The following is a 23,507-nucleotide window of genomic DNA, read 5'->3' on the forward strand; positions in this document are numbered from 1 at the left end:
AAGGCGCCCAAACAGCGTCAAGTAACCAATTCACAGAAAAAGCCTTATGTGACGTGGGTTTAGGGGCAATGCAGGGTAAAAGATCCCAAGCGCGGGATGAACTGAAAGGAAGAATCAGAGCAATAACAAGGGAATGCTCATGCAACTTAAAGTTAAACATGAGGTGACAGGATTTTTTTCGCGAAATTTTCTACAGCAGAATAAAAATAGGAGTTGGCCTGTAAGCCGGGTTCTGTCGAGAACAGTCATTCCTCTGCGACAGCCATCACTGACTGCCTGTAGCAACCTACCCGAACCCAGTGCGGGCCGCACCGATGGGTTCCTATTTGGTCTTGCTCCGAGTGGGGTTTACCATGCCACGAACTGTTGCCAGTCGCGCGGTGCGCTCTTACCGCACCCTTTCACCCTTACCGGCGCTTGCGCGCTTAGGCGGTCTGCTCTCTGCTGCACTTTCCGTAGGCTCACGCCCCCCAGGCGTTACCTGGCACTCTGCCCTATGGAGCCCGGACTTTCCTCCATACCGCCAATGCGATACAGCGACTGTCCAGCCAACTCCTGAGCGCAAGAGTAGCCCGATTGCCCCTCTGCGGCAAGCCCTGATAGCTCAAGGACGGGTTATCCCCGCGCACATGAGATAGTCAGGCGGTTTTCTGCAGGGCCAGCTGATACAGCCGATTCTTCTTCAACCCGGTGATCTGCGCCGCCAGTGCTGCAGCCTGCTTGACCGGCAATTCCGTCAGCAGAATATCCAAAACCCGCTCCGCGGCAGGGTCAAGCGCATCGCTGTCCACCGATTGCGCTGCGCCCTCGATTATCAACACGCACTCGCCACGCTGCTGATCGGCATCCGCGCGCACCCACTGGACCAGCTCGACCAGCGGCGCGCCCTTGATGGTTTCGAAGGTCTTGGTCAGCTCCCGAGCCAGCACTACCTGGCGCTCAGACCCCAGCAAATCGAGCAGATCCTCCAGGCACTCCAGCAGACGGTGCGGTGCTTCGTAGATCATCCAGGTGCGCTGCTCTGCGACCAGCTCCTGAATCCGCTGCCGCCGACCGTGGGTCTTGGCCGGCAAAAAACCTTCAAAGGCAAATCGATCCGATGGCAGGCCCGCCGCGCTCAGCCCGGCAATCAGCGCACAGGCGCCCGGCACCGGACAGACCCGCACTCCGGCTTCGCGCGCCATGCGCACCAGATGGAAACCTGGATCGGAAATCAGCGGCGTGCCGGCGTCAGAGATCAGTGCCAGATCTTCGCCGGCAAGCATACGCTCTACCAGCCGCAGACTCTTGCCCCGCTCGTTATGATCATGACAGGCAGTGGTCGGAGTCTGCACACCGAAATGCTGCAGCAGCCGACCGCTGTGACGCGTATCCTCCGCAGCGATCAGATTGACCGAGTTGAGCACCTCCAGTGCACGGGGTGTCAGATCCTGCAAGTTGCCGATCGGCGTGGCGACGACATACAAGGTACCGGTGGTGGCGACCATAGCAAATCCTGTGGTGAATTTGCCGTTCATTGTACAGGACGTGAACGGGTTACCGCGAAGCACATGGCGAGGTTAACGCCCCTTGGTTACAATGCAGGTCAAATGCTCACGCGCCAACAAGGTACCCTGCCTGATGCTCCGCATGATTCGCCTGCCGCTTGCCGGCCTGCTGCTGGCCTCGCTGATGGCCGGCTGCTCCTCGACGCCCCGCCACCTGTCGGAGCTGCCCACCACCACGGCCACCCCCGTCGAAGACATCCTCCACCAGGCCGAGCGCCGTTCGGGTGCCGAGGCGCACCTGCTGCGACTGCATGCAGCCCAGACAGCCTGGAGCCGCAATCAACCGGACCGGGTACGCAGCATCCTCGGAATGATTCCGCAAAGCGATCTGCCGCTGGATCAGCAGCAGCGCTTCAGTGAGCTGCAGGCACGCAGCGAATTGGCTCTGGGGCAACCGGATGCCGCGCTGCGCGCCCTGCGCCACCCATCACTGGAACGGCTCGACGCGCTGACGCCCGAAGCCCAGCTCGATATCCAGCTGCTGCGCGCAGAGACCATGGCTGCCGCGGGCGAACACCTCAGTGCCGTGCAGGAACGTGTCTTCATGCACAATCTGTTGTCTGCGCAAGCCCAGCAGGACAACCTCGCCGCCATCTGGGACAACCTGAACCAGGCGCCTGTCGAAAGCCTGCGTGAAGCCTCCAGCTCCGCCACTGGCGACCTGGCCGGCTGGCTGAGTCTGGCGCTGATTGCCCGCGACCATGGCAACCTGGATCTTCAGGTGTATGCCATGCAGCAATGGAAAGACAAGCACCCCACCCACCCAGCTGCCATCATGCCACCGGAGAGCATCAGCCGGTTGATGGAGCTCCACGCCCAGCGCCCGCAACACGTCGCCCTGCTGCTGCCTTTCGACGGCGGGCTGGCAGCTGCTGCCGATGCACTGCGTGACGGCTTTCTTTCCGCTCAATATCGAGCCCACAGCCAAGGCCTCGCCCAGCCCCGTATCAGCCTGTATGACAGCGGTGCCTATATCGATCTGCTGCAGTTCTATCAGCAGGCCCAGGCAGACGGCGTGCAATGGGTCATCGGGCCGCTGGATCGACAACAGGTTGCCAGCCTGGCTCAACTACCCGAGCTGCCACTGCCGACGCTGGCACTGAACTACGCCGACACCACCACACCACCGGCCGGCCTGTTCCAGTTTGGCCTGGCGCCCGAACACGAGGCCCGCTCGGCTGCGTTGCGCGCTTGGCAGGACGGCCACCGACAAATGGCGATGCTGACCAATGGCGATGATTGGGGATCGCGCTCTGCACAGGCGTTCGCCGCACGGTGGCAGGAATTGGGCGGCGTATTGACCGGCCAGGAAACCATCGATGCGCCCGCGAATATTTCCGGCCAGATCGCCGACCTGTTGCGTGTGCGCGAAAGCGAGCAACGCAACCAGCACCTGCAGGACACTCTGGGCAGCGACGTCATGGTCCAACCCACACCGCGGCCCGGCCTCGACGCCCTGTTCCTCGCCGCCGATCCACTGCAAGCACGCCAGATCAAACCGACCCTGGTATTCCAATATGCCGGTGAGCTGCCAGTCTATGCTGCTTCGCGCGCCTATCGCCTATCGCTGAATGGCGAACCGAACCCGGACATCGACGGCATCATGGTTGCGGAGATACCCTGGCTGCTGACCCGCTCCGACCCACTCTATGACATCATTGTCGACAGCTGGCCGACCGCTGCCGGCCCCATGGGCCGCCTGTATGCGATGGGCGTGGATGCGCAGCGGATCTTCAGCCGTCTGCGGCAGATGCAGGAACAACCCGAGACCCGCATTGATGGCGCCACCGGCATATTGTCACTGGGTGCTGACGGCCGCATTCACCGGGAGCTGTCCTGGGGTGAAATGATTGATGGCCAGTTGCAGCCACTGATTGAGCCCGCGTTCATACAATGAACCAGCTGACCGACAAGCAGACCACCGGCAACCAGGCTGAACGCACCACCGAACAGATCCTGATGAATGCCGGCCTGCGCCTGCTCGCCCGCAACTACCGCTGCAAACAGGGCGAGCTGGATCTGGTCATGCGCGATGCGGATACAGTAGTATTTATCGAAGTACGCTACCGACGACGGAATCAGTGGGGCGATCCGGTGGAAACCGTGGATTGGCGCAAGCAGAAACGCCTGATTGCTGCCGCCCATCACTATCTGCTGACCCACCCGCACCTGGTCAATCAGTCCTGCCGCTTCGACGTTGTCGCGGCCACCGGCGATCCCACGGACCCGGCCTCATTCCGATGGATCCGAGAAGCCTTCACCTGCTAGCGAGTTCTTTCTTATGGACATGCAACACCGTATCAGACAGTTGTTCACCGACAGCATTGAAACCAAGACCCGCGCCATGGACGTGTTGGGGCCCAGCATAGAACAGGCCAGCCAGTTGATGGTCAGCAGCCTGCTGAGCGAGCGCAAGATCCTCACCTGCGGCAATGGTGGCTCCGCCGGCGATGCGCAGCATTTCTCCTCGGAGCTGCTCAACCGCTTCGAGCGCGAACGTCCAAGCCTGCCAGCCATCGCGCTGACCACCGATAGCTCGACCATCACTTCAATCGCCAACGACTACAGTTACGACGAAGTCTTTTCCAAACAGATTCGCGCACTGGGTCAACCGGGCGATGTGCTACTGGCCATCTCCACCAGCGGCAATTCCGGCAACGTGCTGCAAGCCATCCAGGCCGCCCATGACCGTGACATGCTGGTCGTAGCCCTGACCGGTCGTGATGGCGGCGGCATGGCCTCCCTGCTGCTGCCGGAGGATGTAGAGATCCGCGTCCCGGCCCGCTCCACTGCGCGTATCCAAGAAGTACACCTGCTGGCGATCCATTGTTTGTGCGACCTGATCGACCGTCAGTTGTTCGGGAGTGAAGAATGATCCGCCTGACCGCCGTCCTGCTGACCCTTACCCTGGCCGGCTGCAGCGGGGTAATGACTGCAACCCGTGAAACGCCGATAGATCACAATTACGGCACTCGGACGCTGGGCAGCAGCATCGACGACCAACTGATCGAAACCAAGGCCAGCGTCAACATTGCCAAGGCGCATCCCGACCTGGAAAGTCAGGCCCGCTATGATGTGGTCAGCTACAACGGCGTGGTATTACTCACCGGTCAGGTACCGCGCGCCGAGCTGCGTGATATCGCCGGCAAGGCAGTCAAGCAGGTGCAGCGGGTCAAGGTAGTGCACAATGAGCTGACGGTAGGCCCCAAGCTATCGCTGCTGGCTCGCAACAACGATACGCTGATCACCTCCAGCAGCAAGACCCGCATGCTGGCCGACAGCAGCATTCCCGGACGCCGCGTCAAGGTGGTTACCGAGGCCGGCGCAGTCTACCTGATGGGGTTGGTTACCCACGCCGAGGCCAACGCCGCCGTGGCTGCGGTACAGCAGGTGGGTGGCGTGCAGCGCATCGTCAAGCTGTTCGAATACATCGACTGAGCCATCGACCTTCGAGCAGGCAATAAAAAAGCGGCGGCCCCTTTCGGGTCCGCCGTCTTTTTATTGTTGCTACAGCTTATTTCACTACCTTGAGGGCTGGCCGACCGCCAGACTTGGGCGGCTCGGGCGTCGGTTCGTGATCCTCGGGCGGCGGGGTTTCGGTTTCGATTTCGAAAACCATACCCTGACCCGTCTCCCGAGCATAGATCGCCATGATCGCGCCAGCGGGGAGCCATACCTGCTGCGCCACACCACCGAAGCGGCCATCGAAACAGACTCGTTCATTGTCCATTTCCAGATGCCGGATGGCATTCGGGGACAGGTTCAGGACAACCTGGTCATCCTCAACAAAACCTTCAGGTACCACGGTGCCTGGATACCCTGCGTTAACCAGCACATAGGGCGTGCTGTCATTATCCAGAATCCACTCATACAGTGCCCGGATCAGATAGGGACGGCTTGAGCTCATTTGCATCGTGCTCAGTTCCTTTCGCTGGAGAATGAATGGCAGTTACTGCATATCCCGTTCGGCAGCAGACAGGCTGCCGACAAAGCCTTCCCGGGCGAAAATACGATCCATATAGTCCTGCATCGGCTTGGCCTGACGCGGAAGCTCGATCCCCAGTTTCGGCAGTCGCCACAGGATCGGCGCCAGACAGCAGTCGACCAGGCTGAATTCGTCGCTCATGAAAAACGGCATTTCCGCGAATACTGGCGACACGCCTACCAGACTCTCCCGCAGCTCCTTTCGCGCCTTGGTAACAGCGGCGGCGGGGCTTTTGGGATTGGTGAGGATATCCACCAGAACACTCCAGTCGCGCTGGATGCGATACATCAGCAAGCGACTGTTGGCACGGGCGACCGGGTAGACGGGTAGCAGGGGCGGATGCGGAAAACGCTCGTCGAGATACTCCATCATGATGTTCGGCTCGTACAACACGAGATCCCGATCAAGCAATGTCGGTACGCTATTGTAAGGATTGGCCTCGGCCAGTTCCTGCGGATGGTTATCCGGTTCGACATTGACCACGTCGACGGTCACACCCTTTTCTGCCAGCACAATGCGCACCCGATGACAGTACTGATCAGCCGGATCGGAAAAGAAAGCCATCGAAGAACGCTTGTTGGCGGTAACACTCATAGATCAACCCTCATCCTGTGGCGGATTACGGTAAAGCACCTGCGCACGGGCGAGCGTCGCAAAAACGCTGGCCAGCCGTGAGTCCGGCCTTTATCGAAAGCGGGCATTATACCTCAGAAACAAGAACGCGCCCCTAAGGGCGCGTTTATTTGATCCGGACAGCCCGGAATCAGTGCACATCTCTCCAGTATTCGCGCTTCAACAGATAGGCGAAGACAAAGAAGAAGGCCAGATACAGCAACACATAGACACCTATACGATGACGCGTTTCCTTGATCGGATCGGCCGAGTAGCTGAGGAAGGCCACCAGATTGCGCACGGTGGTATCAAACTCTTCTTCAGTTTGCGTACCGGTACCTTCGACCACTGTCAGCACATCACACTGTTCTTCAAGCATGGCTTCACCGGTCAGCGGGTCACGCACGACCTTGTTGCCATCCTTGACCGGCATCGGCTTGCAGCCCTTGATCTGGCGACCCTGGAGCTCACCGAGCACGTTCGGCATACCAACGTTCTCGAACACGGTATTGTTCCAACCCAGCGGACGGGACGAATCCTCATAGAAGCTGCGCATGTAGGAGTACAACCAGTCCTCACCACGCACACGGGCAACCATGGTCAGATCCGGCGGCGCTGCACCGAACCATACCTTGGAGTCTTCGGGACGCATGCCGATCTTCATGTGGTCACCGATCAGGCTACCATCACTGAACACCAGATTATCCAGCATCACCTGCTCGGGAATACCCAGATCAGTCGCCACGCGCTCGTAACGCTGATATTGAGCCGAGTGGCACCCCATGCAGTAGTTGGTGAAGGTGCGCGCACCATCCTGCAGAGAGGCCTTGTCGGACAGATCGATATTGGCTTCATCCAGCGCCACACCGTGTCCACCGGCAGCCATCGCAAAACCAGGCAGCAACGCAAATACCAAAGCAATCAATTGTTTTTTCATCAGCCAGTAACCCTCTCCGGAACCGGTTTGGTCTTCTCCATTCGGGTGTAGAACGGCATCAGGATGAAGAAGGCAAAATACAGAACGGTGCAGATCTGCGACAGCAGCGTACGACCTTCGGTGGCAGGAATGGCACCCAGCACACCCAGGATCACGAAGCTGATACAGAAGATCACCAACCACAGCTTGCTCATCCAGCCCTTGTAGCGAATGGATTTGACCGGGCTACGGTCAAGCCAGGGCAGCACGAACAGCACGGCAATCGCACCACCCATCGCCAGCACACCCGGGAACGCGGAGCCGGCAATGGCAGGTACGGCGCGCAGAATGGCGTAGAACGGAGTGAAGTACCAGACCGGAGCGATATGGTCAGGTGTTTTCAACTGGTTGGCAATTTCGAAGTTCGGCTTCTCGAGGAAATACCCTCCCCCTTCCGGGAAGAAGAACACCACCGCGCAGAACACGAACAGGAATACCACCACGCCGACAATGTCCTTGACGGTGTAATAGGGATGGAACGGGATGCCATCCAGCGGCACGCCGTTTTCATCTTTCAGCTTCTTGATCTCGATGCCGTCAGGGTTGTTGGAGCCAACTTCGTGCAGCGCGATGATGTGCAATACAACCAGGCCCAGCAAAACGATCGGCACAGCAATAACGTGCAGTGCAAAGAAGCGGTTCAGAGTGATACCGGAAATCAGGTAGTCACCACGCACCCACTGTGCCAGGTCCGGGCCGATGAATGGAATCGCACCAAACAGCGAAATGATCACCTGAGCCCCCCAATAGGACATCTGCCCCCAAGGCAACAGATAACCCATGAAGGCTTCAGCCATCAGCGCCAGGTAGATCAGCATACCGAAAGTCCAGACCAGCTCACGTGGCTTCTGGTACGAACCGTACATGATACCGCGCAGCATGTGCAGGTAGATGACCACGAAGAAGGCAGAAGCGCCGGTGGAGTGCAGATAGCGCAGCAGCCAGCCATATTCCACGTCGCGCATGATGTATTCCACCGAGGCGAAAGCGCCCGCACCGGAAGGCTCATAGCTCATGGTCAGCCAGATGCCGGTGATGATCTGGTTAACCAGAACCAGCATCGCCAGCGAGCCGAAGAAATAGAAGAAGTTGAAGTTCTTCGGTGCGTAATACTTACTCAGGTGGTCTTCCCATACCTGAGTGACGGCCATACGTTCGTTGACCCAGTTGAGTAGTTTGCTCATCAGGCTGTTTCCTCATCCACGCCGACGATGATGACGTCATCGGACTCGTAAGTATGCGGGGGTACGGGGAGGTTCAGCGGAGCCGGCATACCTTTGAATACGCGACCGGACATGTCGTAGAAGGAGCCATGGCACGGGCAGAAATAGCCACCCTTCCAATCGGCACCCATATCGGCGGCAGCAACTTCCGGCTTGAACAGCGGCGAGCAACCAAGGTGCGTACAGATACCCATCACCACCAGAACCTCCGCCTTGATGGCCCGAGTCTTGCCATCAACGTAGTCAGGCTGGTCGGAGGCCTCGGATTGCGGGTCAGCAACAACCTTGTCCATTTCATCAAGAAGAGCCAGTGCTTCCGGCGTTCTGCGCGAGATGAATACCGGCTGACCGCGCCATTCAGCAATAATCTGCTGCCCCGGCTCGATCTTGCTGATATTCACCTTAACCGGCGCACCTGCCGCCTTGGCTCTTGCGCTTGGGAACCATGACCCCACAAAGGGCACAGCAACCCCCACTACACCAGCAGCACCCACGACACCCGTGGCTGCCACCAGGAAGCGACGCCGGCCGTTATTTACGCCGTCATTACTCATCCAGTCGTCTCCCATCAGCTAATTCAGCCCTTTGAAAACAAGGCCTTTTCAAGTTTTTAACTGCCTGCACAAAATGAAACAGATGGTAATGAAAAAGCCCCTTCATGACAAGGCGATCTCCATTAACCAGGCATCTGCGAAGTTTACCTCAAGCGAGGCATCTCGGGCGCTGCAGATACATCCCCGAATGCGTGACACCTTGTCGCAGATGCAAAAACGCCCGGGTTCCTGAGAAGGAAACCGGGCGTCTTGAAGCGTGAGCCTGTCGGCTTAGCGCTTGGAGTACTGCGGACGCTTACGTGCTTTGCGCAGACCCACTTTCTTACGCTCAACTTCACGAGCATCACGAGTCACGAAGCCCGCCTTACGCAGCTCGCCACGCAGGGTCTCGTCGTACTCCATCAGTGCACGAGTGATACCGTGACGAATGGCACCGGCCTGACCGGAAATACCGCCACCCTGAACGGTGACATACACATCGAACTTCTCGACGCTCTCGGTCAGCTCAAGCGGCTGGCGAACGACCATGCGAGCGGTTTCGCGACCAAAGAAGACATCGATGCTGCGATTGTTGATGGAGATGTTGCCAGTACCCGGACGCAGAAAGACCCGAGCGGTGGCGGTTTTACGGCGGCCAGTGCCGTAGTTTTGTGTAACCGACATAGTGAGCTCCTGTTAGATCTTGAGGTCTTGGGGTTGCTGAGCAGCATGCGGATGAGCTGCACCTTTGTACACCTTCATCTTGCGATACATCGCACGACCCAGGGGATTCTTGGGCAGCATGCCCTTGACTGCCATCTCGATGATACGCTCAGGAGCACGGAGGTTGAGCTTCTCGAAATTGATCGACTTGATACCGCCCGGGAAACCGGAGTGGCTGTAGTAGATCTTGTCCTGTGCCTTGTTGCCGGTCACGTGGATTTTTTCAGCATTGACGATCACGATGTAATCGCCGGTATCCACGTGCGGTGTGTACTCAGGCTTGTGCTTACCGCGCAGGCGGGAAGCAACTTCGGTAGCCAGACGACCAAGGGTCAGACCAGTGGCATCTACTACGTACCAGTCGCGTTTTACTGTTTCCGGTTTGGCGCTGAAGGTTTTCATTAAATCCTAGCCTCAGAGGCCGCTCTATTTAAAGAGGGCGAATCTTACAGAATGATATGTGTTTTTACAAGCCAACAAAGCCTAGACAGACACTCAGTGGGGGCTCTGTGGGTCTGGGTGGCATCTGCGCTGTAACAACAACGACAGGCTAGGCATCCTGTCGAAAGTGGCGGGCATTATGCCAAGGTGGCTGAAAATTACAACCTTTATTTAGAGCGGCGCCCTCTCGGCGCGGGCTGATTTGAGGCAGACCCTGACATTATCCGTCACATGGCCAATAATGGCTGATCACTTCCTGATCAGGAGTTACAAGATGCTATATCGCCCCCTCGGCCGCAGCCCTCTGAAAGTCAGCGCCCTGTGCCTCGGCACCATGACGTGGGGAGAACAGAACACCCAGCGTGATGCCTTTGCGCAGATTGACCGGGCGCAGGATGCCGGCGTGAACTTCATTGATGCAGCCGAGATGTATCCCGTCCCGCCACGGGGCGAAACCTATGGCGCAACCGAACGCATCCTCGGCCAGTACCTGCATGAGCGCGGCGGTCGGGATCGCTGGATTCTGACCAGCAAGGTAGCTGGCCCAAACCGCGACATGCAGCATATCCGCGGCGGCCTTACGCGCTTCAACCGCGACCACATTACCGCCGCCCTTGACGCCAGCCTCGAACGCCTGCAGACCGATTACATCGACCTCTATCAGCTGCATTGGCCGGACCGCAATACCAACTTCTTCGGCAACCTCGGCTACCAGCACGACATGGATGAACAGATGACGCCGATCGAGGACACTCTGAAAGTGCTCGACGACCTGGTGCGTGCAGGCAAGATCCGCCATATTGGCCTGTCCAACGAGACGCCCTGGGGTACCAGCCGCTTTCTGCAGTTGGCCGAAGCCCGCGGCTGGCCGCGGATCGTTTCAGTCCAGAACCCTTACAACCTGCTCAACCGCAGCTATGAAATCGGCATGGCGGAGATATCCATTCGCGAACAGGTCGGGCTGCTGGCATACTCACCGCTGGCTTTCGGCACCCTGACCGGAAAGTACCTGAATGGTCTGCGTCCCGAAAAGGGCCGCCTGACATTATTCAGCCGGTTCAGCCGCTACACCAATCCGCAGGCACAGAAAGCCTGCGCGCGCTACGTGCAGCTAGCCCGCGACCATGGCATGGACCCAGCGCAGATGGCCCTGGCCTTTGTTACCCGGCAACCCTTTGTCACCAGCAACATCATCGGCGCCACCAACATGGACCAGCTGAACCGCAACCTCAGCAGCATCAACATGGGCCTGACGGACAAGATCCTGGAAGCAATAGCAGATATTCACCGCAGCCAGCCGAACCCCGCACCCTGACCTCCGCGCAAACGACGGAGGGCAGCCGCAATGGCTGCCCTCCCCTGGTCTCCTGGCCGACCCGATCAGCCGCTGATCAGGGCTTGTGCGGTCGCGCAAGAAAGTCGTGCGACTGCATCTCCAGCAAACGGCTCAGGGTACGCTGGAACTCGAACTCCAACCGCCCACCGACATACAGATCCTTGAGCGCAACCTCGGCCGACACAATCAGCTTGACGTTGCGATCATAGAATTCGTCCACCAGGTTGATGAAGCGCCGTGCCATATCATCCTTGGACAGATTCATCTGCTCCACATTGGAGATCAGCACCGCCTGGAAGATCTTCGCCAGGGCGATATAGTCGTTCTGACTGCGCGGGCCATCACACAGCTCGCGGAACTCGAACCAGGCGACGTTCTCGTACAGACGCACCGCTTTCACCGTCCGATTTTCGATATTCAGATCAGCATTCAGCTGCACGTGCTCCGGCTCCAGCACCAGGCTGTCGAAGCTGCGCTGCAGACTGGCATCCGCTTCCGCTCCCAGCGGCCAGTGATACAGATCGGCCTGCTCCAGCGCACGCAGACGGTAGTCCACTCCATTATCGACGTTGACCACCTCGGTATGCTCTTTCAGCAACGCAATGGCTGGCAGGAAGCGTGCTCGCTGCAAGCCGTCCTTGTACAGCCCATCCGGCACGATGTTGGACGTGGCGACCAGAATCACGCCGTTGGCGAACAGCTCCTCCATCAGCGTGCCGAGAATCATCGCATCGGTAATATCGGTGACGAAGAACTCGTCGAAACAGATCACCCGCGCCTCGTCGGCGAACGTGCGAGCGATGAGCTTCAGCGGGTTCTTCTCGCCCTTGAGCTCACGCAACTCCTGATGCACGCGCTGCATGAAACGGTGGAAGTGCGTACGCACCTTGCGCTTGATCGGCAACGCATCGAAGAAGGTATCGACCAGGTAAGTCTTGCCGCGACCGACACCTCCCCAGAAGTACAGCCCCTTGACCGGCACACTGCGCTTGGGCCGAAACTTGCCGAACAGGCCGACACTGCGCGGCGGCCCGGCTTCGAGAATATCGTCATACAGGCGCTGCAGGTGCTTTACCGCATTTTCCTGCGCAGGATCGTGGAAAAAGTCCGGACGCTTGAGGTCCGCCTGATAGCGTTCAAGAGGCGTCATGCTGGGGTCCAGTGAAAAACAGGGGCCCGTACTCTACCCGCCACGCGGTCAGTTGGCAATCAATGCACCTCGCCCAGCGCCTTCTCGGTCGCGGCCTTCAGCTCCACCAACTTGCCGTGGAAAAAGTGGCTGGTATCGGCAAAACGCACCACCTCGATACCCTGCTGCCCCTCCAGCAATTCGAACACCGACTGCGGCGCGACCACTTCATCTGCTTCGCCCATCATCACCACCGCAGCCCCTGGCAACGGCAGCAGGTCGGCGAATGGCATGCGCTCGACAGACGGCGCCACCAGTATCAACCGCGCCGGCCAATCCGCTTGAGCACGCGCCGCCGCTGCAGCCACATACCCCCCGAAGGAAAAGCCCATCAGCCACAACGGCAGACCGGCGAACTCACTGGCAGCCCAATCGATGACTGTCTTGCAATCCTCGGTCTCACCGGCGCCATCTGCATGCTCGCCTGCGCTCTGCCCGACACCGCGGAAGTTGAACCGTACGGTATTGGCGTTCAGATCCCGCGCGGCTCGCATCAGCGTCGAGACCACCTTGTTCTGCAGCGTGCCGCCATGCAGCGGATGTGGATGGCAGATGACCGCCACCGCGCGCGCATTTTCAGCACGCGTCACCACCACCTCAAGCGCACCTGCCGGGCCGTCGATCAACAATTTCTCTTCTGCATTTTGTTTCATTCAGTTTTCTCCGTGACCGCTGTATTCCCACCCGCGTCGCATATCCTACACTGGAGCTTGTTGGTTCAGGCTCTAGCCTTGTCTGCGAAATGCCGTTACCGTAGCAACAGACCAAAGCGGCGCGTTTGCGTCGCATGTTTCAGATCAATGAGGGACCCAAGGTGGAAACAAGCGAAAATCTGTGGATTGCAGTAGCCATCGCCCTGGCTGTGGGCTTCATCGTGGGTATTATTGTAGCCCGGCTCGCGCCACGTATCAGTGGCGGACAATCATCCAACACTCAAACACAGCTGGAAAGCCTGCAGCTGCGCTTTGAAGAGTACCAACAGGAAGTGGCCAGCCACTTCAATACCACCGCCAACCTGGTAACGCGGCTGAATCGCAATTATCAGGACATCCAGGAACACCTGGGTCAGGCAGCCGTCGAGCTGGCCCCCGATGACATGACCCGTCAACGCCTGCTCGCAGCACTGGAACAGGACAACGATCCGGTTGCTTCATCCCGCGAACGCGTCGAGCCGGTATTCGATACCCTCGAGCCGCCCCGTGATTACGCGACCAAATCCGAAGATGGCCCGGGCATGCTTTCGGAAGAGTTCGGTGTAAAACGCAAATAGCCCCAGGCCTCCGCCGGCCCGGCGGAGCACAACGGACCTCTCCATGCCGGAAGTAGCAGAGAACCGCTTTGTCAGCCGTTCACCGGATAATCCAGCTCACGTCGTCATTCGGGGTGACTGGATACTGGAGCATTATTCCGAACTGCGTCGGCTGGTCAGGCAATTGCGCAGCGGTGACACCCGGTATGATGAGGCGGACCTGCAACAGGTCGGTAAACTGGATACGGCAGGAGGCCAACTGCTCACCGAACTGCTGGGCAGCGAGCTGATACAGGTGCTGGCCGATGACGCCAACGCGCTGCCTGAAGAGCGTCGAGTATTGCTGAGCCGGATCGCCGACAGCCTGGACAGCGAGCCCCGACCGCAGCTGCATGACGGTGCGCTGCTCCAATTGCTGGGCAACGTCGGCAAGCATACGCTGTCGCTTTATGATCATGTCCGCACCTTGCTGGGCTTTGGCGGACTGACCCTGGCCGGCATGGTTGGCGGACTGCTGCGCCCTTCAACATGGCGAGTTACCTCGATTGTCGCGCAGATCGAACAGATCGCCCTGAATGCCGTCGCCATTGTAGCCCTGCTGACTTTCATGGTCGGCGCGGTAATCGCATTTCTCGGGGCCACGGTATTGGCCGATTTTGGCGCAACCATCTATACCGTCGACCTGATTGCCTTTTCCTTTCTGCGCGAATTCGCCGTGCTGCTGACGGCAATTCTCATGGCCGGCCGCACCGCCAGCGCCTTCACCGCGCAGATCGGCTCAATGAAAGCCAACGAGGAGATCGATGCCATTCGTACCCTCGGGCTTAACCCCTTGCATATTCTGGTGATCCCCCGGGTTATCGCCATGATGATCTCGCTGCCCGTGCTGACATTCATCGGCATGCTCTCGGGCATGCTCGGCGGGGCAGTGGTCTGCTCGCTGGCACTGGATATTTCTCCGACCATGTTCCTCAGCATCCTGCAGCAGAATGTAGCGGTACAACATTTTTATCTGGGCATGGCCAAGGCCCCGCTGTTTGCCTTCCTGATCGCCATCATCGGCTGCATGGAAGGCTTCAAGGTCAGCGGCAGTGCCGAGTCGGTCGGCGAACACACCACATCTGCGGTCGTGCAGTCGATCTTCGTGGTGATTCTGATGGACGCTCTGGCAGCGCTGTTCTTCATGGAGATGAACTGGTGAGCGAGCTCAGGCAAACACCGCTGGTGGAAATACGCGGCCTGGTCAATCGCTTCGGCAGCCAGACCGTGCATGACAATCTGGATCTGGATATCCATCCCGGCGAGATTCTCGGCGTTGTCGGCGGGTCGGGCAGCGGCAAATCGGTCCTGCTGCGCTCCATCGTAGGCTTGCGCCGGCCTAATGCCGGCAGCGTCAGGGTATTCGGTGATGACCTGCAGCAACTGGATGAGCAACAGCGGTCGCAGATTGAGCGGCGTTTTGGTGTGCTGTTCCAGCGAGGGGCATTGTTTTCCTCGCTGACAGTAATCGAGAACGTCGCCCTGCCGCTGATCGAACATGCCGGGCTGAGTCGCGACGACGCCGAACATCTGGCCTGCATGAAGCTGGCACTGGCAGGTCTGCCGCGGGGCGCGGGTGATAAATTCCCCTCTGAACTGTCCGGCGGCATGGTCAAGCGCGCTGCGCTGGCCCGCGCCCTGGCGCTGGACCCGGACATTCTGTTTCTGGATGAACCCACTGCCGGGCTCGACCCGATCGGCGCGGCCGCCTTCGATCAATTGATTCTGACTCTGCGTGACGCACTGGGGTTGAGCGTATTTCTCGTCACTCATGACCTGGACACGCTGTATGCCATCTGCGACCGAGTCGCCGTACTGGCGGAAAAACGCGTGCTGATAGCCGACAGCCTCGAACGTGTCGCCGCCGCGGACAACGACTGGATTCAGGAGTATTTCCACGGCCCACGGGGACGTGCCGCAGCCACCGCCGCCAGCCCACACAACGACCAGCCGGAGCTAAACCGCTAATGGAAACACGCGCTCATCACGTTATCATTGGACTGTTCACGCTGCTGGCCGGGGCCGGTGCGATCTTCTTCGCCATCTGGATCAGCGACGCCAACACCAGCAAGGATTACCGACGCTACACCGTGGTATTCCGCGAGGCGGTGACCGGCCTGTCCCGCGGCAGCGCGGTACAGTACAGCGGCATCCCCGTGGGCGACATAACCGAACTGACGCTCGACCCGTCGGACCCGCGTCAGGTGCTGGCCCGCATCCGCGTAAGCGACAGCGCGCCGGTAACCAAAGACACCAAGGCCAGGCTGACCTTTACCGGCATCACCGGCAACTCGGTCATCGAACTGGTACCCGGCGATCCGCAAAGCCCACCGCTGGAAAGCACTGAAGGCAAGGCGCCGCGCATTTATTCCGTGCCTTCACCCATCTCCAGCCTGCTGGCCAACGGTGAAGACCTGATGACCAACATCAACCAACTGGTGATCAGCGCACGCAATATGCTGTCGGACGAAAACGCCGACCGTATCGCCAGCACCCTGGAGTCCATCGAAACCGCCGCCGGCAGCCTGTCCAGCCAAGGCGATGACGTCAAGGCACTGGTGGGCGAACTGACCCTTGCCAGCCAGCAGGCCAGCGAACTGATGGGCAGCATCAACAGCCTGGTCAACGATCAGGGTAGTCAGACTCTGAACAGCGCAGAGCAGACCCTGGAATCCATCGCTCGCGCCAGCGAAACGCTGGAAAACATGCTGCAGGATAACAGCGAAGCCTTCACCAATGGCATGCAGGGACTGGGTCAATTGGAGCCCGCCATCAACGAGCTACGCGGCAGCCTGGGCGCTCTGCGCTCAATCACCCGCCGATTGGAAGACAACCCCGCGCGCTTCCTGATGGGCCGCGACACCTTCGAGGAATACGAGCCATGATCCGCCTGAAATCCGCTGCGCTGCTCACCGCCCTTCTGACCCTCAGCGCCTGCACCATACTTCCCGAATCCGAAGCCCTCAGCGTCTATCAGTTCCCCGCCCCGCCGACCGACATCGCCAGCGCCGGGGAGCGCCTGCCGATATCGCTGCGAGTCAATACACCCCAGGCCGGGTTCGCCTTCAGCGGGCCACGTATCATGGTAGTAACCCCGGGCAATCAGCTGCAGAGCTACAAAGGCGTACGCTGGAGCGATCCGTGCCCGCAGATATTGCGCGAGTACCTGGCGGTAGCCCTGCAGCGCTCCGGGACCATGGGCAACGTCACCACCGACGAGCATGCGCTATATGCGGACGTGCACCTGGACAGCAACCTGCGGCGCTTCCAACTGAATACCGATGGCACCTCGCGGGTAGTCATCGAACTGGATGCCCGCCTGGTCAATCCCGAAAGCCGACGTGTCTACCTGACCCGCAACTTCCTGATCGAGCAGCCGGTGAGCAACACCCGGATTGGCGGCGTGGTCGAGGGTTATGGCAAAGCGAGCGAGGCTCTGACCCGGGAGTTGGTGTCCTGGATAACCCAGCAGCTGGCCGCGATCTCGAACGAGCAGGCCGCCGGGCGATAATGCACCTCAGAGCAACAGCAGAAGCAGCAGCACCGGCAGCGTCAGCATGGCCAGCAACGTCTGCAGGGTAATGATCCCGGCCATCAGGTGCGCATCACCAGCATACTGGCGCGCCAACACGTATGCAGTCGGCGCACAGGGCAACGCAAAGAACAGCACCAGAATCGCGCTTTCCATCTGCGGCAGGCCCAGCAGCTGGGTGATTACCCAGGTCGAGGCCGGCACGATAGCCAGGCGCACCACGCAGCTGGCCAGCAGAGCGCGGGTTTCGCCTCGCAGATCCTGCGGCTGCAATGCCGCTCCCACGCAGAGCAGCCCCAACGGCAAACTGGCCGCTGCCAGCAAAGCCAGCAGATTGTCCACGCCACCGCCCAGCCGAACGCCGATCAGATTCGCCAGCACGCCGAACAAACAGGCGAGAATCAGCGGGTTTTTCAGCAGATTGGTCAACTGCGCCATCCGATTCACCGTGCCATTGGCTGTCAAAGCATGTACGGACAGAATATTGACCACCGGCACCGTGATGGCCAGCAACAGCGCAACCAGCGTCAACCCGTCAGTGCCGAACACCGCACCTACGGCGGCCAGCCCGATATAGGTATTGAACCTCAGGGTAGCCTGCACGAAAACACCGAAACGGGCCGCGGGCCAGCCGATGCGGTGGCGCAGCAATACAAGCGCCACCCAGACCACCCCGACGACCAGCCCGACACACAAAGCCATCTGCGCCAACGCCGGATCATTCAACGGCGCCGCTACAAGACTGCTGAACAGCAACGCCGGAAACAGCACAAAGTAGTTCAGCCGTTCGGCGCCCGGCCAGAATTCCATGTTCGGGAACCCCACGCGACGCAAGCCATAGCCCCCGAGGATAAGGGCGAACAACGGCCACAGCGAAGCAAGCAGATGCATCATGGAGTGGCCGCTTCCCGAGGCTCTTTCGAGGATTGAGCCAGCACCCTGTCCGGCTCCCCTAGCAACAGCTCAGTGGGGAAATGGCGAGTCAGCCGCGTCAAATCAAATCCCATCATCAACAGCAGTGCGGTGACGTTGATCACAACCGGGAACGTAAGGGTGCCGCGCAACATGGCAAACGCCATGTTCGAACGGTTCGTTCTCTGGGACATCGTGACTCTCTTATCGTCTGTTTTTCAGCGCGCCAGCTTGCCAGTTTTCCGCTGCGCTTGTTGCTGCCGCGTCCCGTGCGCAGCATCACGCAGGCGTCCATCAACAGATGATGACTCAGCCTCGGCGCTGGGCACGCTCCCTAGCAGGGCCATCAACTCTCAACAGATTATGTGCGGTATTGATCAAACCGATATGCGAGAAAGCCTGGGGGAAGTTGCCCAGCATGCGCCCGGCGACGCAGTCATATTCCTCTGACAGTAAACCAAGATCATTGCGCAGAGCCAGCAACCGCTCGAAGATAATCGCCGCTTTGTCGCGCTGGCCGCACAAAACGTATGCATCGGCCAGCCAGAAGCTGCAGACAAGAAAGGCCCCCTCACCGCCGTCCATACCGTCCTGGGCATCGTCCGCGGAGTAGCGCAGCATCAGGCCATCTTTCAGCAGCTCATTTTCGACCGCCTCAAGAGTACCCAGCACCCGAGGATCATCCGGTGGCAGGAAGCCGGTCTGGGGCATCAGCAACAGACTGGCATCGAGAGTCTTACCGCCATAGTACTGGACGAAGCTGTTCTTCTGCCGGTCGAAGGCGTTCTGGCAGATATCGTCGTGAATCATGGCGCGCAACCCTTTCCACTCATCCACCGGCCCGTCGAGGTGAAACTGCTCCGCAGCAGTAATCGCTCGATCAAACGCCACCCACACCATCATCCGCGAATGCGTGAAAGCCCGTGCAGGACCGCGGACTTCCCAGATACCTTGATCCGGTATTTGCCATTTCTGCGCAAGAGTAGTGAGCAGCACCTTCTGCAACGACCAGGCTTCGTTACGTTGCTGCAGTTCAGCCACACGCGCCCCATGCAGAGTATCGAACAACTCACCATAGACATCGAGTTGCATCTGGCTTGCCGCCGCATTACCGATACGCACCGGTTTGCTCTGCTCAAATCCTGCAAGCCAGGGGACTTCCAGTTCGGGTAGCCAGCGCTCACCGGCAATGCCGTACATGATCTGTAGCTGGTCTGGGTCCCCGGCGACAGCGCGAAGCAGCCATTGCCGCCAGGCTTCAGCCTCCTGGCGATAACCTGCCTGCAACAACGCCAGCAGTGTCAGTGCCGAATCTCTCAACCAGCAGTACCTATAATCCCAATTTCTTTGCCCGCCGATACGTTCAGGCAGGGATGTCGTGGGGGCAGCGATGATGGCGCCGGTGGGTTCAAACGTCAGCAGTTTCAGCGTAATCAACGAACGCTCCAAAGCTCGCTGCCAGTGAGCAGGTCCACCCGGATGACGCTCTCGCTTGGACCACTCGTGCCACCAGTTGGTCGTCTGCTGCAAACTCTCCTGACTGTCTGGAACGAAGCTCGGGACGAGCGTGGACGCGTGATAGGAAAGCGTCACCGAGAGGCGCTCTCCCTGGCTGATCGTGAAGCGCGAACGGGTTGTCTTGCCCTCTCCCTTCAGCGCCAGGCGGGTATGCAGGTGAACGGTATCGGGTCCGGCAACCGCGCTCAACCCGTAATCCCGACGTTGTACCCATGGCACCGCCTGGCCATAGGAAAATCGCAGAATCAGTTCCATCTGCATATCGACCTGACCACGTTCACCGGCAATGATGCGCACCAGATTGGTCTTGCCCGGCTCCGCCGACAGTGGCATGAAGTCGGTTACCGTCACGACCCCCGTGACAGTCTCGAACCGTGTTTCCAGGATCGCGGTGCCATCAAGGTATCGCCGGGAGCAGAGAGTATTTTCATCACGCGGCGCGATCTTCCATCGTCCGTTGTCGGGGGTGCCGAGCAGCGCGGCGAAACAGGCGGGAGAGTCGAAACGCGGCAGGCACAGCCAGTCGATCGACCCGTCTTTGCCGACCAGAGCTGCGGTCAGCATATTGCCGATGATTCCATAATCCTCAATGTTTCGGTGGCATGAGCCGCCGGTCACATTGGCGCGTGGCTCCTTAACCGCCATGGGAAAAGGAAGGATAGTTGGTCATCCCACCGTCCACATAAATGGTCGCACCGGTCATGTAGGCCGCCAGATCGGAGGCGAGAAACACGGCTACGCCCGCCACGTCTTCAGGTTGACCGATACGCGCCATTGGAATCTTCTGGAGCAGGTCTTCACAGCCCTGGGGATCACTCCATACCGCCTCGTTGATCGGCGTCTGGATTGCTCCGGGAGCGAGACAGAGAACGCGCACACCATAGGGCGCCGATTCGAGAGCCATGGACTTGGCCATCATCGACAATCCCGCCTTGCTGGCTGCATAGGCGCTGTAGCCGCCCCAGGGAATACGCTCATGCACACTGGTGATATTGAGCACGACCCCATGCTGCTGACCAATCATGCGCCGCAAGGCCTGACGCGCGCAGAGGTAAGCCCCGTTCAGGTTGATATCAACAACGTTCTGCCACTCTTCCACTCGCCCTTGCCAGACAGTGGCTCGGGAACCATCGATGCCAGCATTGTTGACCAGAATATCGATCCCGCCCCAGATAGCGTCAATCTGCTCGAACATGACTTCTACTGCAGCGGGATTGGATACGTCTGCATGCACAGCGATTGCCGTGCCGCCATCATCTCGAATCTGCTTGACCAGGGCTTCGGCTTCCTCTCCGCTGCTGCGGTAGTTTATAGCCACCTGAGCGCCGCACGCAGCGAAGGCCAGACACATTGCACGACCGAGCCCCGAACTCCCACCGGTGACCAGTACCCGTCGCTCGTGGTGATCTATCTTCATCGCATTCGCCTCCCATATCACCGCACTCGGCCTGAGACAAAGAGATGCGATCCAGACCATTGGCATGATGATCAGTGTAGCGTCAATAGTCGCTCATGAACGGTGCACAACGACGAGCCAGAGCAAACGCACTGCAATTCGATCTGTTCGAGCGCCCCTGCGGTGACCACTACATCGGCGAGAGGTGATACGCTCACCCTTATCCCATCACCTCAATCACTTCCGAAATCATTGCCGGAATTCGGCCGCGTCCATAACCGAGCAGCTCGGTCTCTTCTGCGGGCGGATCGTAGCTGACAGTAGCACCCGGACCGGCGTAAAGGATCATATTGGGAAGCAGAGGGTGCTCTTCGTCGCGGACTTCAATCTGCTGCTCGTTACCGGCGCGCTTGAACCACTCTTCGAAGTATTCCTTCCAGCTCATATTGGCGTCGCCGATCAGATAGGCTTTGCCGGATTCACCACGCTCCAGACCACCCTGCAACGCTTCTGCCACTGACTGAACAGTCATGTGGTTAGTACCACCTTCGGGTGCAAACACCGGCATATCCGGCATTACACCCTGGGCGTACCGGACTAACGTCTGGATGTGGGGAATCTCCAGACCCGGGAGATGGCCGAGAATAAAAGGAGCATTGAGGCTGCACACATTAAAGGTATTGCAACTCAGAGCTCGAATCGCTTCATCAGCCATATGCCGGGATTTGACGTACGGGTCTTCGTCGATACGGTGCGGAGAAACCTGAGGGTAGAAGCTCCCCAGATACGCAGCCCGCCGGATACCCACCTTCTTGGCTATCTCAAAAAAAGCAGGAATCGCTTCGGTATTACTTCGCAGAAAGAACTCCTCCATGGTCACGGAGCCATCCCAAGGAAACTGTTTGATGTCGTTGCCAGCGCAAAAGACCAGATACTCAAAACCTTCCAGACGACCATCGTCGAGGCTGCTATCGAGTGAATCTGAAATGTAGTCGCCCTGAATGAACGGGAGCTCGGCCAGTGCAGAAACCTTAGGACGCCTGCGAGACATTGTAGTGGTCTACTAATCCCGGACACCAACGTAGGTGGTAAAATTGCCGCCATAAGCGAGGTGTCAGATGACTAGGAAACGACGCACTTTTTCACCCGAGTTTAAGCAGGAGGCAGCCAGCCTGGTGCTTGATCAAGGGTATAGCATTCCCCAGGCTTGTACTTCTCTCGGCGTGGGAGAAAGCGCTCTTCGCCGCTGGGTCGATCAATTGTCGCAGGAGCGCCAAGGTGTCACGCCCAAGGGCAAAGCATTGACGCCAGAGCAACGCAAGATCCAGGAGCTCGAGGCCCGCTGTAAGCGCCTTGAGATGGAGAAAACTATATTAAAAAAGGCTACCGCTCTCTTGATGTCGGACGAGATGAATCGTACGCGCTGATAGACCAGTTGAGTGAGCAAATGCCTGTCGAGATGGTCTGCGCAGCGTTCGATGTTAGTCGTTCAAGCTATTACGATTATCGCCAACGCCGGGGTCGGATAGATGTTGAGCGGCTTGCCTTGAGGGCAAAGGTAAACCGGCTGTTTTCGAAAAGCCGGAGCTCTGCAGGTAGCCGAACCATGGTGGGTCTGCTCAGCGAGGACGGCATAGCTGCTGGGCGCTTTAAGGTGCGGCGTCTGATGAGTGAGCTGGGACTGATTTGCAAACAGCCCGGGCTTCATGCCTACAAACAGGCGACGGTCGAGCGAATCGACATTCCAAACCACTTGGCACGGAAGTTTGTAGTCGATCAACCCGATCAGGTCTGGTGTGGCGACATCACCTATGTATGGACCGGTCAGGCCTGGAGTTACCTTGCTGTAGTGTTAGATCTGTATGCGCGCCGTGTCGTTGGCTGGGCCATGTCAGCCAGACCAGATGCAGACCTTGTTGTCGAAGCGCTGGATCACGCCTGGGAGCAGCGTGGCAGGCCGGACAAGGTCATGTTCCACTCGGACCAGGGAAGCCAGTACGCAAGCCGAAAGTTCCGCCAGCGGATCTGGAGATACCGCATGCAGCAGAGCATGAGCCGGCGTGGAAACTGTTGGGATAATGCCCCGATGGAAAGGCTGTTCAGGAGTCTGAAATCGGAGTGGATACCCGCCTTCGGCTATCGAAACATGTACGAAGCGCAGAGGGATGTTGGTGACTACCTGATGGGCTATTACAACCAGCAACGACCCCATACGTTCAACGGTGGTGTATCACCGGTAGGGGGGTGTCATAAATTTTGTGTTTGGGCATAACATGTTGCAGCAGAGGATGCATGT

At 58.9% G+C, this 23,507-nt stretch carries 26 protein-coding genes and 1 other RNA gene; 11 read left to right on the top strand and 16 right to left on the bottom strand.

Annotation, left to right across the window (positions count from 1 at the left end):
• Window positions 1-205: 205 nt before the first annotated feature.
• Window positions 206-556, bottom strand: an RNA gene (gene rnpB / locus BLU11_RS12560) — RNase P RNA component class A.
• A gap of 82 nt (window positions 557-638) precedes the next feature.
• Window positions 639-1,487, bottom strand: a complete 849-nt coding sequence (gene rsmI / locus BLU11_RS12565) for a 16S rRNA (cytidine(1402)-2'-O)-methyltransferase (protein ID WP_090273853.1) — start codon at window positions 1,485-1,487, stop codon at window positions 639-641.
• Window positions 1,488-1,620: 133 nt separating this feature from the next.
• Between rsmI and BLU11_RS12570 the strand changes: the two genes are divergently transcribed.
• From BLU11_RS12570 to BLU11_RS12585, 4 genes are read left to right on the top strand one after another with little or no spacing between them, the layout of a single operon-like run.
• Complete coding sequence (locus BLU11_RS12570) at window positions 1,621-3,444, top strand: penicillin-binding protein activator (protein WP_157718676.1); 1,824 nt, start codon at window positions 1,621-1,623, stop codon at window positions 3,442-3,444.
• A 5-nt stretch (window positions 3,445-3,449) separates the two neighbouring features.
• Complete coding sequence (locus BLU11_RS12575; protein WP_407920255.1) at window positions 3,450-3,815, top strand: YraN family protein; 366 nt, start codon at window positions 3,450-3,452, stop codon at window positions 3,813-3,815.
• A 13-nt stretch (window positions 3,816-3,828) separates the two neighbouring features.
• Window positions 3,829-4,422, top strand: a complete 594-nt coding sequence (locus tag BLU11_RS12580) for a phosphoheptose isomerase (protein WP_090273861.1) — start codon at window positions 3,829-3,831, stop codon at window positions 4,420-4,422.
• Entirely contained in the window at window positions 4,419-4,985 is a 567-nt protein-coding gene (locus BLU11_RS12585; protein ID WP_090273863.1) for a BON domain-containing protein, read from the top strand. The genes BLU11_RS12580 and BLU11_RS12585 overlap by 4 nt, the downstream gene beginning before the upstream one ends.
• Window positions 4,986-5,061: 76 nt before the next feature.
• On the opposite strand, the gene BLU11_RS12590 is transcribed toward BLU11_RS12585, so the two are convergent.
• The 7 genes from BLU11_RS12590 to rplM all read right to left on the bottom strand — a co-directional run bounded on the left by BLU11_RS12590 (window position 5,062) and on the right by rplM (window position 10,001).
• Window positions 5,062-5,454 (bottom strand): ClpXP protease specificity-enhancing factor, encoded by a 393-nt coding sequence (locus BLU11_RS12590; protein ID WP_090276457.1) that lies wholly within the window; start codon window positions 5,452-5,454, stop codon window positions 5,062-5,064.
• A 42-nt stretch (window positions 5,455-5,496) separates the two neighbouring features.
• Entirely contained in the window at window positions 5,497-6,126 is a 630-nt protein-coding gene (locus tag BLU11_RS12595) for a glutathione S-transferase N-terminal domain-containing protein (protein WP_090273865.1), read from the bottom strand.
• A 169-nt stretch (window positions 6,127-6,295) separates the two neighbouring features.
• The gene (locus tag BLU11_RS12600) at window positions 6,296-7,081 is read right to left on the bottom strand and encodes a cytochrome c1 (RefSeq protein WP_090273866.1); all 786 of its coding nucleotides are present in this window, start codon (window positions 7,079-7,081) and stop codon (window positions 6,296-6,298) included.
• The gene (locus BLU11_RS12605; protein ID WP_090273868.1) at window positions 7,081-8,304 is read right to left on the bottom strand and encodes a cytochrome b; all 1,224 of its coding nucleotides are present in this window, start codon (window positions 8,302-8,304) and stop codon (window positions 7,081-7,083) included. The genes BLU11_RS12600 and BLU11_RS12605 overlap by 1 nt, the downstream gene beginning before the upstream one ends.
• The gene (petA, locus tag BLU11_RS12610) at window positions 8,304-8,897 is read right to left on the bottom strand and encodes a ubiquinol-cytochrome c reductase iron-sulfur subunit (RefSeq protein ID WP_090273870.1); all 594 of its coding nucleotides are present in this window, start codon (window positions 8,895-8,897) and stop codon (window positions 8,304-8,306) included. Before petA ends, BLU11_RS12605 begins: the two co-directional genes overlap by 1 nt.
• A gap of 270 nt (window positions 8,898-9,167) precedes the next feature.
• Entirely contained in the window at window positions 9,168-9,560 is a 393-nt protein-coding gene (rpsI, locus tag BLU11_RS12615; protein WP_090273872.1) for a 30S ribosomal protein S9, read from the bottom strand.
• A 12-nt stretch (window positions 9,561-9,572) separates the two neighbouring features.
• Window positions 9,573-10,001, bottom strand: a complete 429-nt coding sequence (rplM, locus tag BLU11_RS12620) for a 50S ribosomal protein L13 (RefSeq protein WP_090273874.1) — start codon at window positions 9,999-10,001, stop codon at window positions 9,573-9,575.
• Window positions 10,002-10,314: 313 nt separating this feature from the next.
• Between rplM and BLU11_RS12625 the strand changes: the two genes are divergently transcribed.
• Window positions 10,315-11,355, top strand: a complete 1,041-nt coding sequence (locus tag BLU11_RS12625) for an NADP(H)-dependent aldo-keto reductase (RefSeq protein ID WP_090273877.1) — start codon at window positions 10,315-10,317, stop codon at window positions 11,353-11,355.
• A 76-nt stretch (window positions 11,356-11,431) separates the two neighbouring features.
• On the opposite strand, the gene zapE is transcribed toward BLU11_RS12625, so the two are convergent.
• Together zapE and BLU11_RS12635 are read right to left on the bottom strand one after the other, a co-directional pair.
• Window positions 11,432-12,526, bottom strand: coding sequence for a cell division protein ZapE (zapE, locus tag BLU11_RS12630; protein ID WP_090273879.1), 1,095 nt, complete (start codon window positions 12,524-12,526; stop codon window positions 11,432-11,434).
• A gap of 59 nt (window positions 12,527-12,585) precedes the next feature.
• Window positions 12,586-13,218: an alpha/beta hydrolase gene (locus BLU11_RS12635; RefSeq protein WP_090273881.1), complete on the bottom strand. Its 633-nt coding sequence runs from the start codon at window positions 13,216-13,218 to the stop codon at window positions 12,586-12,588.
• Between the two features lie 161 nt (window positions 13,219-13,379).
• On the opposite strand from BLU11_RS12635, the gene BLU11_RS12640 reads away from it, so the two are divergent.
• The 5 genes from BLU11_RS12640 to BLU11_RS12660 are packed head-to-tail and all read left to right on the top strand — an operon-like array spanning window position 13,380 to window position 17,364.
• Entirely contained in the window at window positions 13,380-13,835 is a 456-nt protein-coding gene (locus tag BLU11_RS12640) for a YhcB family protein (protein WP_090276459.1), read from the top strand.
• A 43-nt stretch (window positions 13,836-13,878) separates the two neighbouring features.
• Window positions 13,879-15,015 carry an MlaE family ABC transporter permease gene (locus BLU11_RS12645; protein ID WP_090273883.1) on the top strand — a complete coding sequence of 379 codons (1,137 nt, stop codon included), beginning with the start codon at window positions 13,879-13,881 and terminating at the stop codon, window positions 15,013-15,015.
• Window positions 15,012-15,821 (top strand): ABC transporter ATP-binding protein, encoded by an 810-nt coding sequence (locus tag BLU11_RS12650; protein WP_172828692.1) that lies wholly within the window; start codon window positions 15,012-15,014, stop codon window positions 15,819-15,821. Before BLU11_RS12645 ends, BLU11_RS12650 begins: the two co-directional genes overlap by 4 nt.
• A complete protein-coding gene (locus BLU11_RS12655) occupies window positions 15,821-16,738 on the top strand; it encodes an MlaD family protein (RefSeq protein ID WP_090273886.1) in 918 nt (305 codons plus the stop codon). Before BLU11_RS12650 ends, BLU11_RS12655 begins: the two co-directional genes overlap by 1 nt.
• Entirely contained in the window at window positions 16,735-17,364 is a 630-nt protein-coding gene (locus tag BLU11_RS12660) for an ABC-type transport auxiliary lipoprotein family protein (protein WP_090273888.1), read from the top strand. Before BLU11_RS12655 ends, BLU11_RS12660 begins: the two co-directional genes overlap by 4 nt.
• A 6-nt stretch (window positions 17,365-17,370) precedes the next feature.
• On the opposite strand, the gene BLU11_RS12665 is transcribed toward BLU11_RS12660, so the two are convergent.
• The 5 genes from BLU11_RS12665 to BLU11_RS12685 all read right to left on the bottom strand — a co-directional run bounded on the left by BLU11_RS12665 (window position 17,371) and on the right by BLU11_RS12685 (window position 22,262).
• A complete protein-coding gene (locus BLU11_RS12665) occupies window positions 17,371-18,279 on the bottom strand; it encodes an AEC family transporter (RefSeq protein WP_090273890.1) in 909 nt (302 codons plus the stop codon).
• Window positions 18,276-18,491, bottom strand: coding sequence for a hypothetical protein (locus BLU11_RS12670; RefSeq protein WP_090273893.1), 216 nt, complete (start codon window positions 18,489-18,491; stop codon window positions 18,276-18,278). The genes BLU11_RS12665 and BLU11_RS12670 overlap by 4 nt, the downstream gene beginning before the upstream one ends.
• A 115-nt stretch (window positions 18,492-18,606) precedes the next feature.
• On the bottom strand, window positions 18,607-20,460 hold the full coding sequence (locus tag BLU11_RS12675) for a glycoside hydrolase family 15 protein (RefSeq protein WP_090273896.1): 1,854 nt from the start codon (window positions 20,458-20,460) through the stop codon (window positions 18,607-18,609).
• A complete protein-coding gene (fabG, locus tag BLU11_RS12680; protein ID WP_090273899.1) occupies window positions 20,450-21,232 on the bottom strand; it encodes a 3-oxoacyl-ACP reductase FabG in 783 nt (260 codons plus the stop codon). Before fabG ends, BLU11_RS12675 begins: the two co-directional genes overlap by 11 nt.
• 199 nt (window positions 21,233-21,431) lie before the next feature.
• On the bottom strand, window positions 21,432-22,262 hold the full coding sequence (locus tag BLU11_RS12685) for a Rossmann-fold NAD(P)-binding domain-containing protein (RefSeq protein ID WP_090273903.1): 831 nt from the start codon (window positions 22,260-22,262) through the stop codon (window positions 21,432-21,434).
• 67 nt (window positions 22,263-22,329) lie between these two features.
• Between BLU11_RS12685 and BLU11_RS12690 the strand changes: the two genes are divergently transcribed.
• Window positions 22,330-23,483, top strand: a protein-coding gene (locus BLU11_RS12690; RefSeq protein ID WP_090273904.1) for an IS3 family transposase whose coding sequence is annotated in 2 segments (ribosomal slippage) — window positions 22,330-22,585 and window positions 22,585-23,483 — 1,155 coding nt in all. Because the reading frame shifts where the segments join, the coding sequence is not laid out codon by codon here.
• Window positions 23,484-23,507 lie beyond the last annotated feature (24 nt).

The sequence above is a fragment of the Halopseudomonas litoralis genome (genome assembly GCF_900105005.1).
Classification (GTDB): Bacteria; Pseudomonadota; Gammaproteobacteria; order Pseudomonadales; family Pseudomonadaceae; genus Halopseudomonas; species Halopseudomonas litoralis.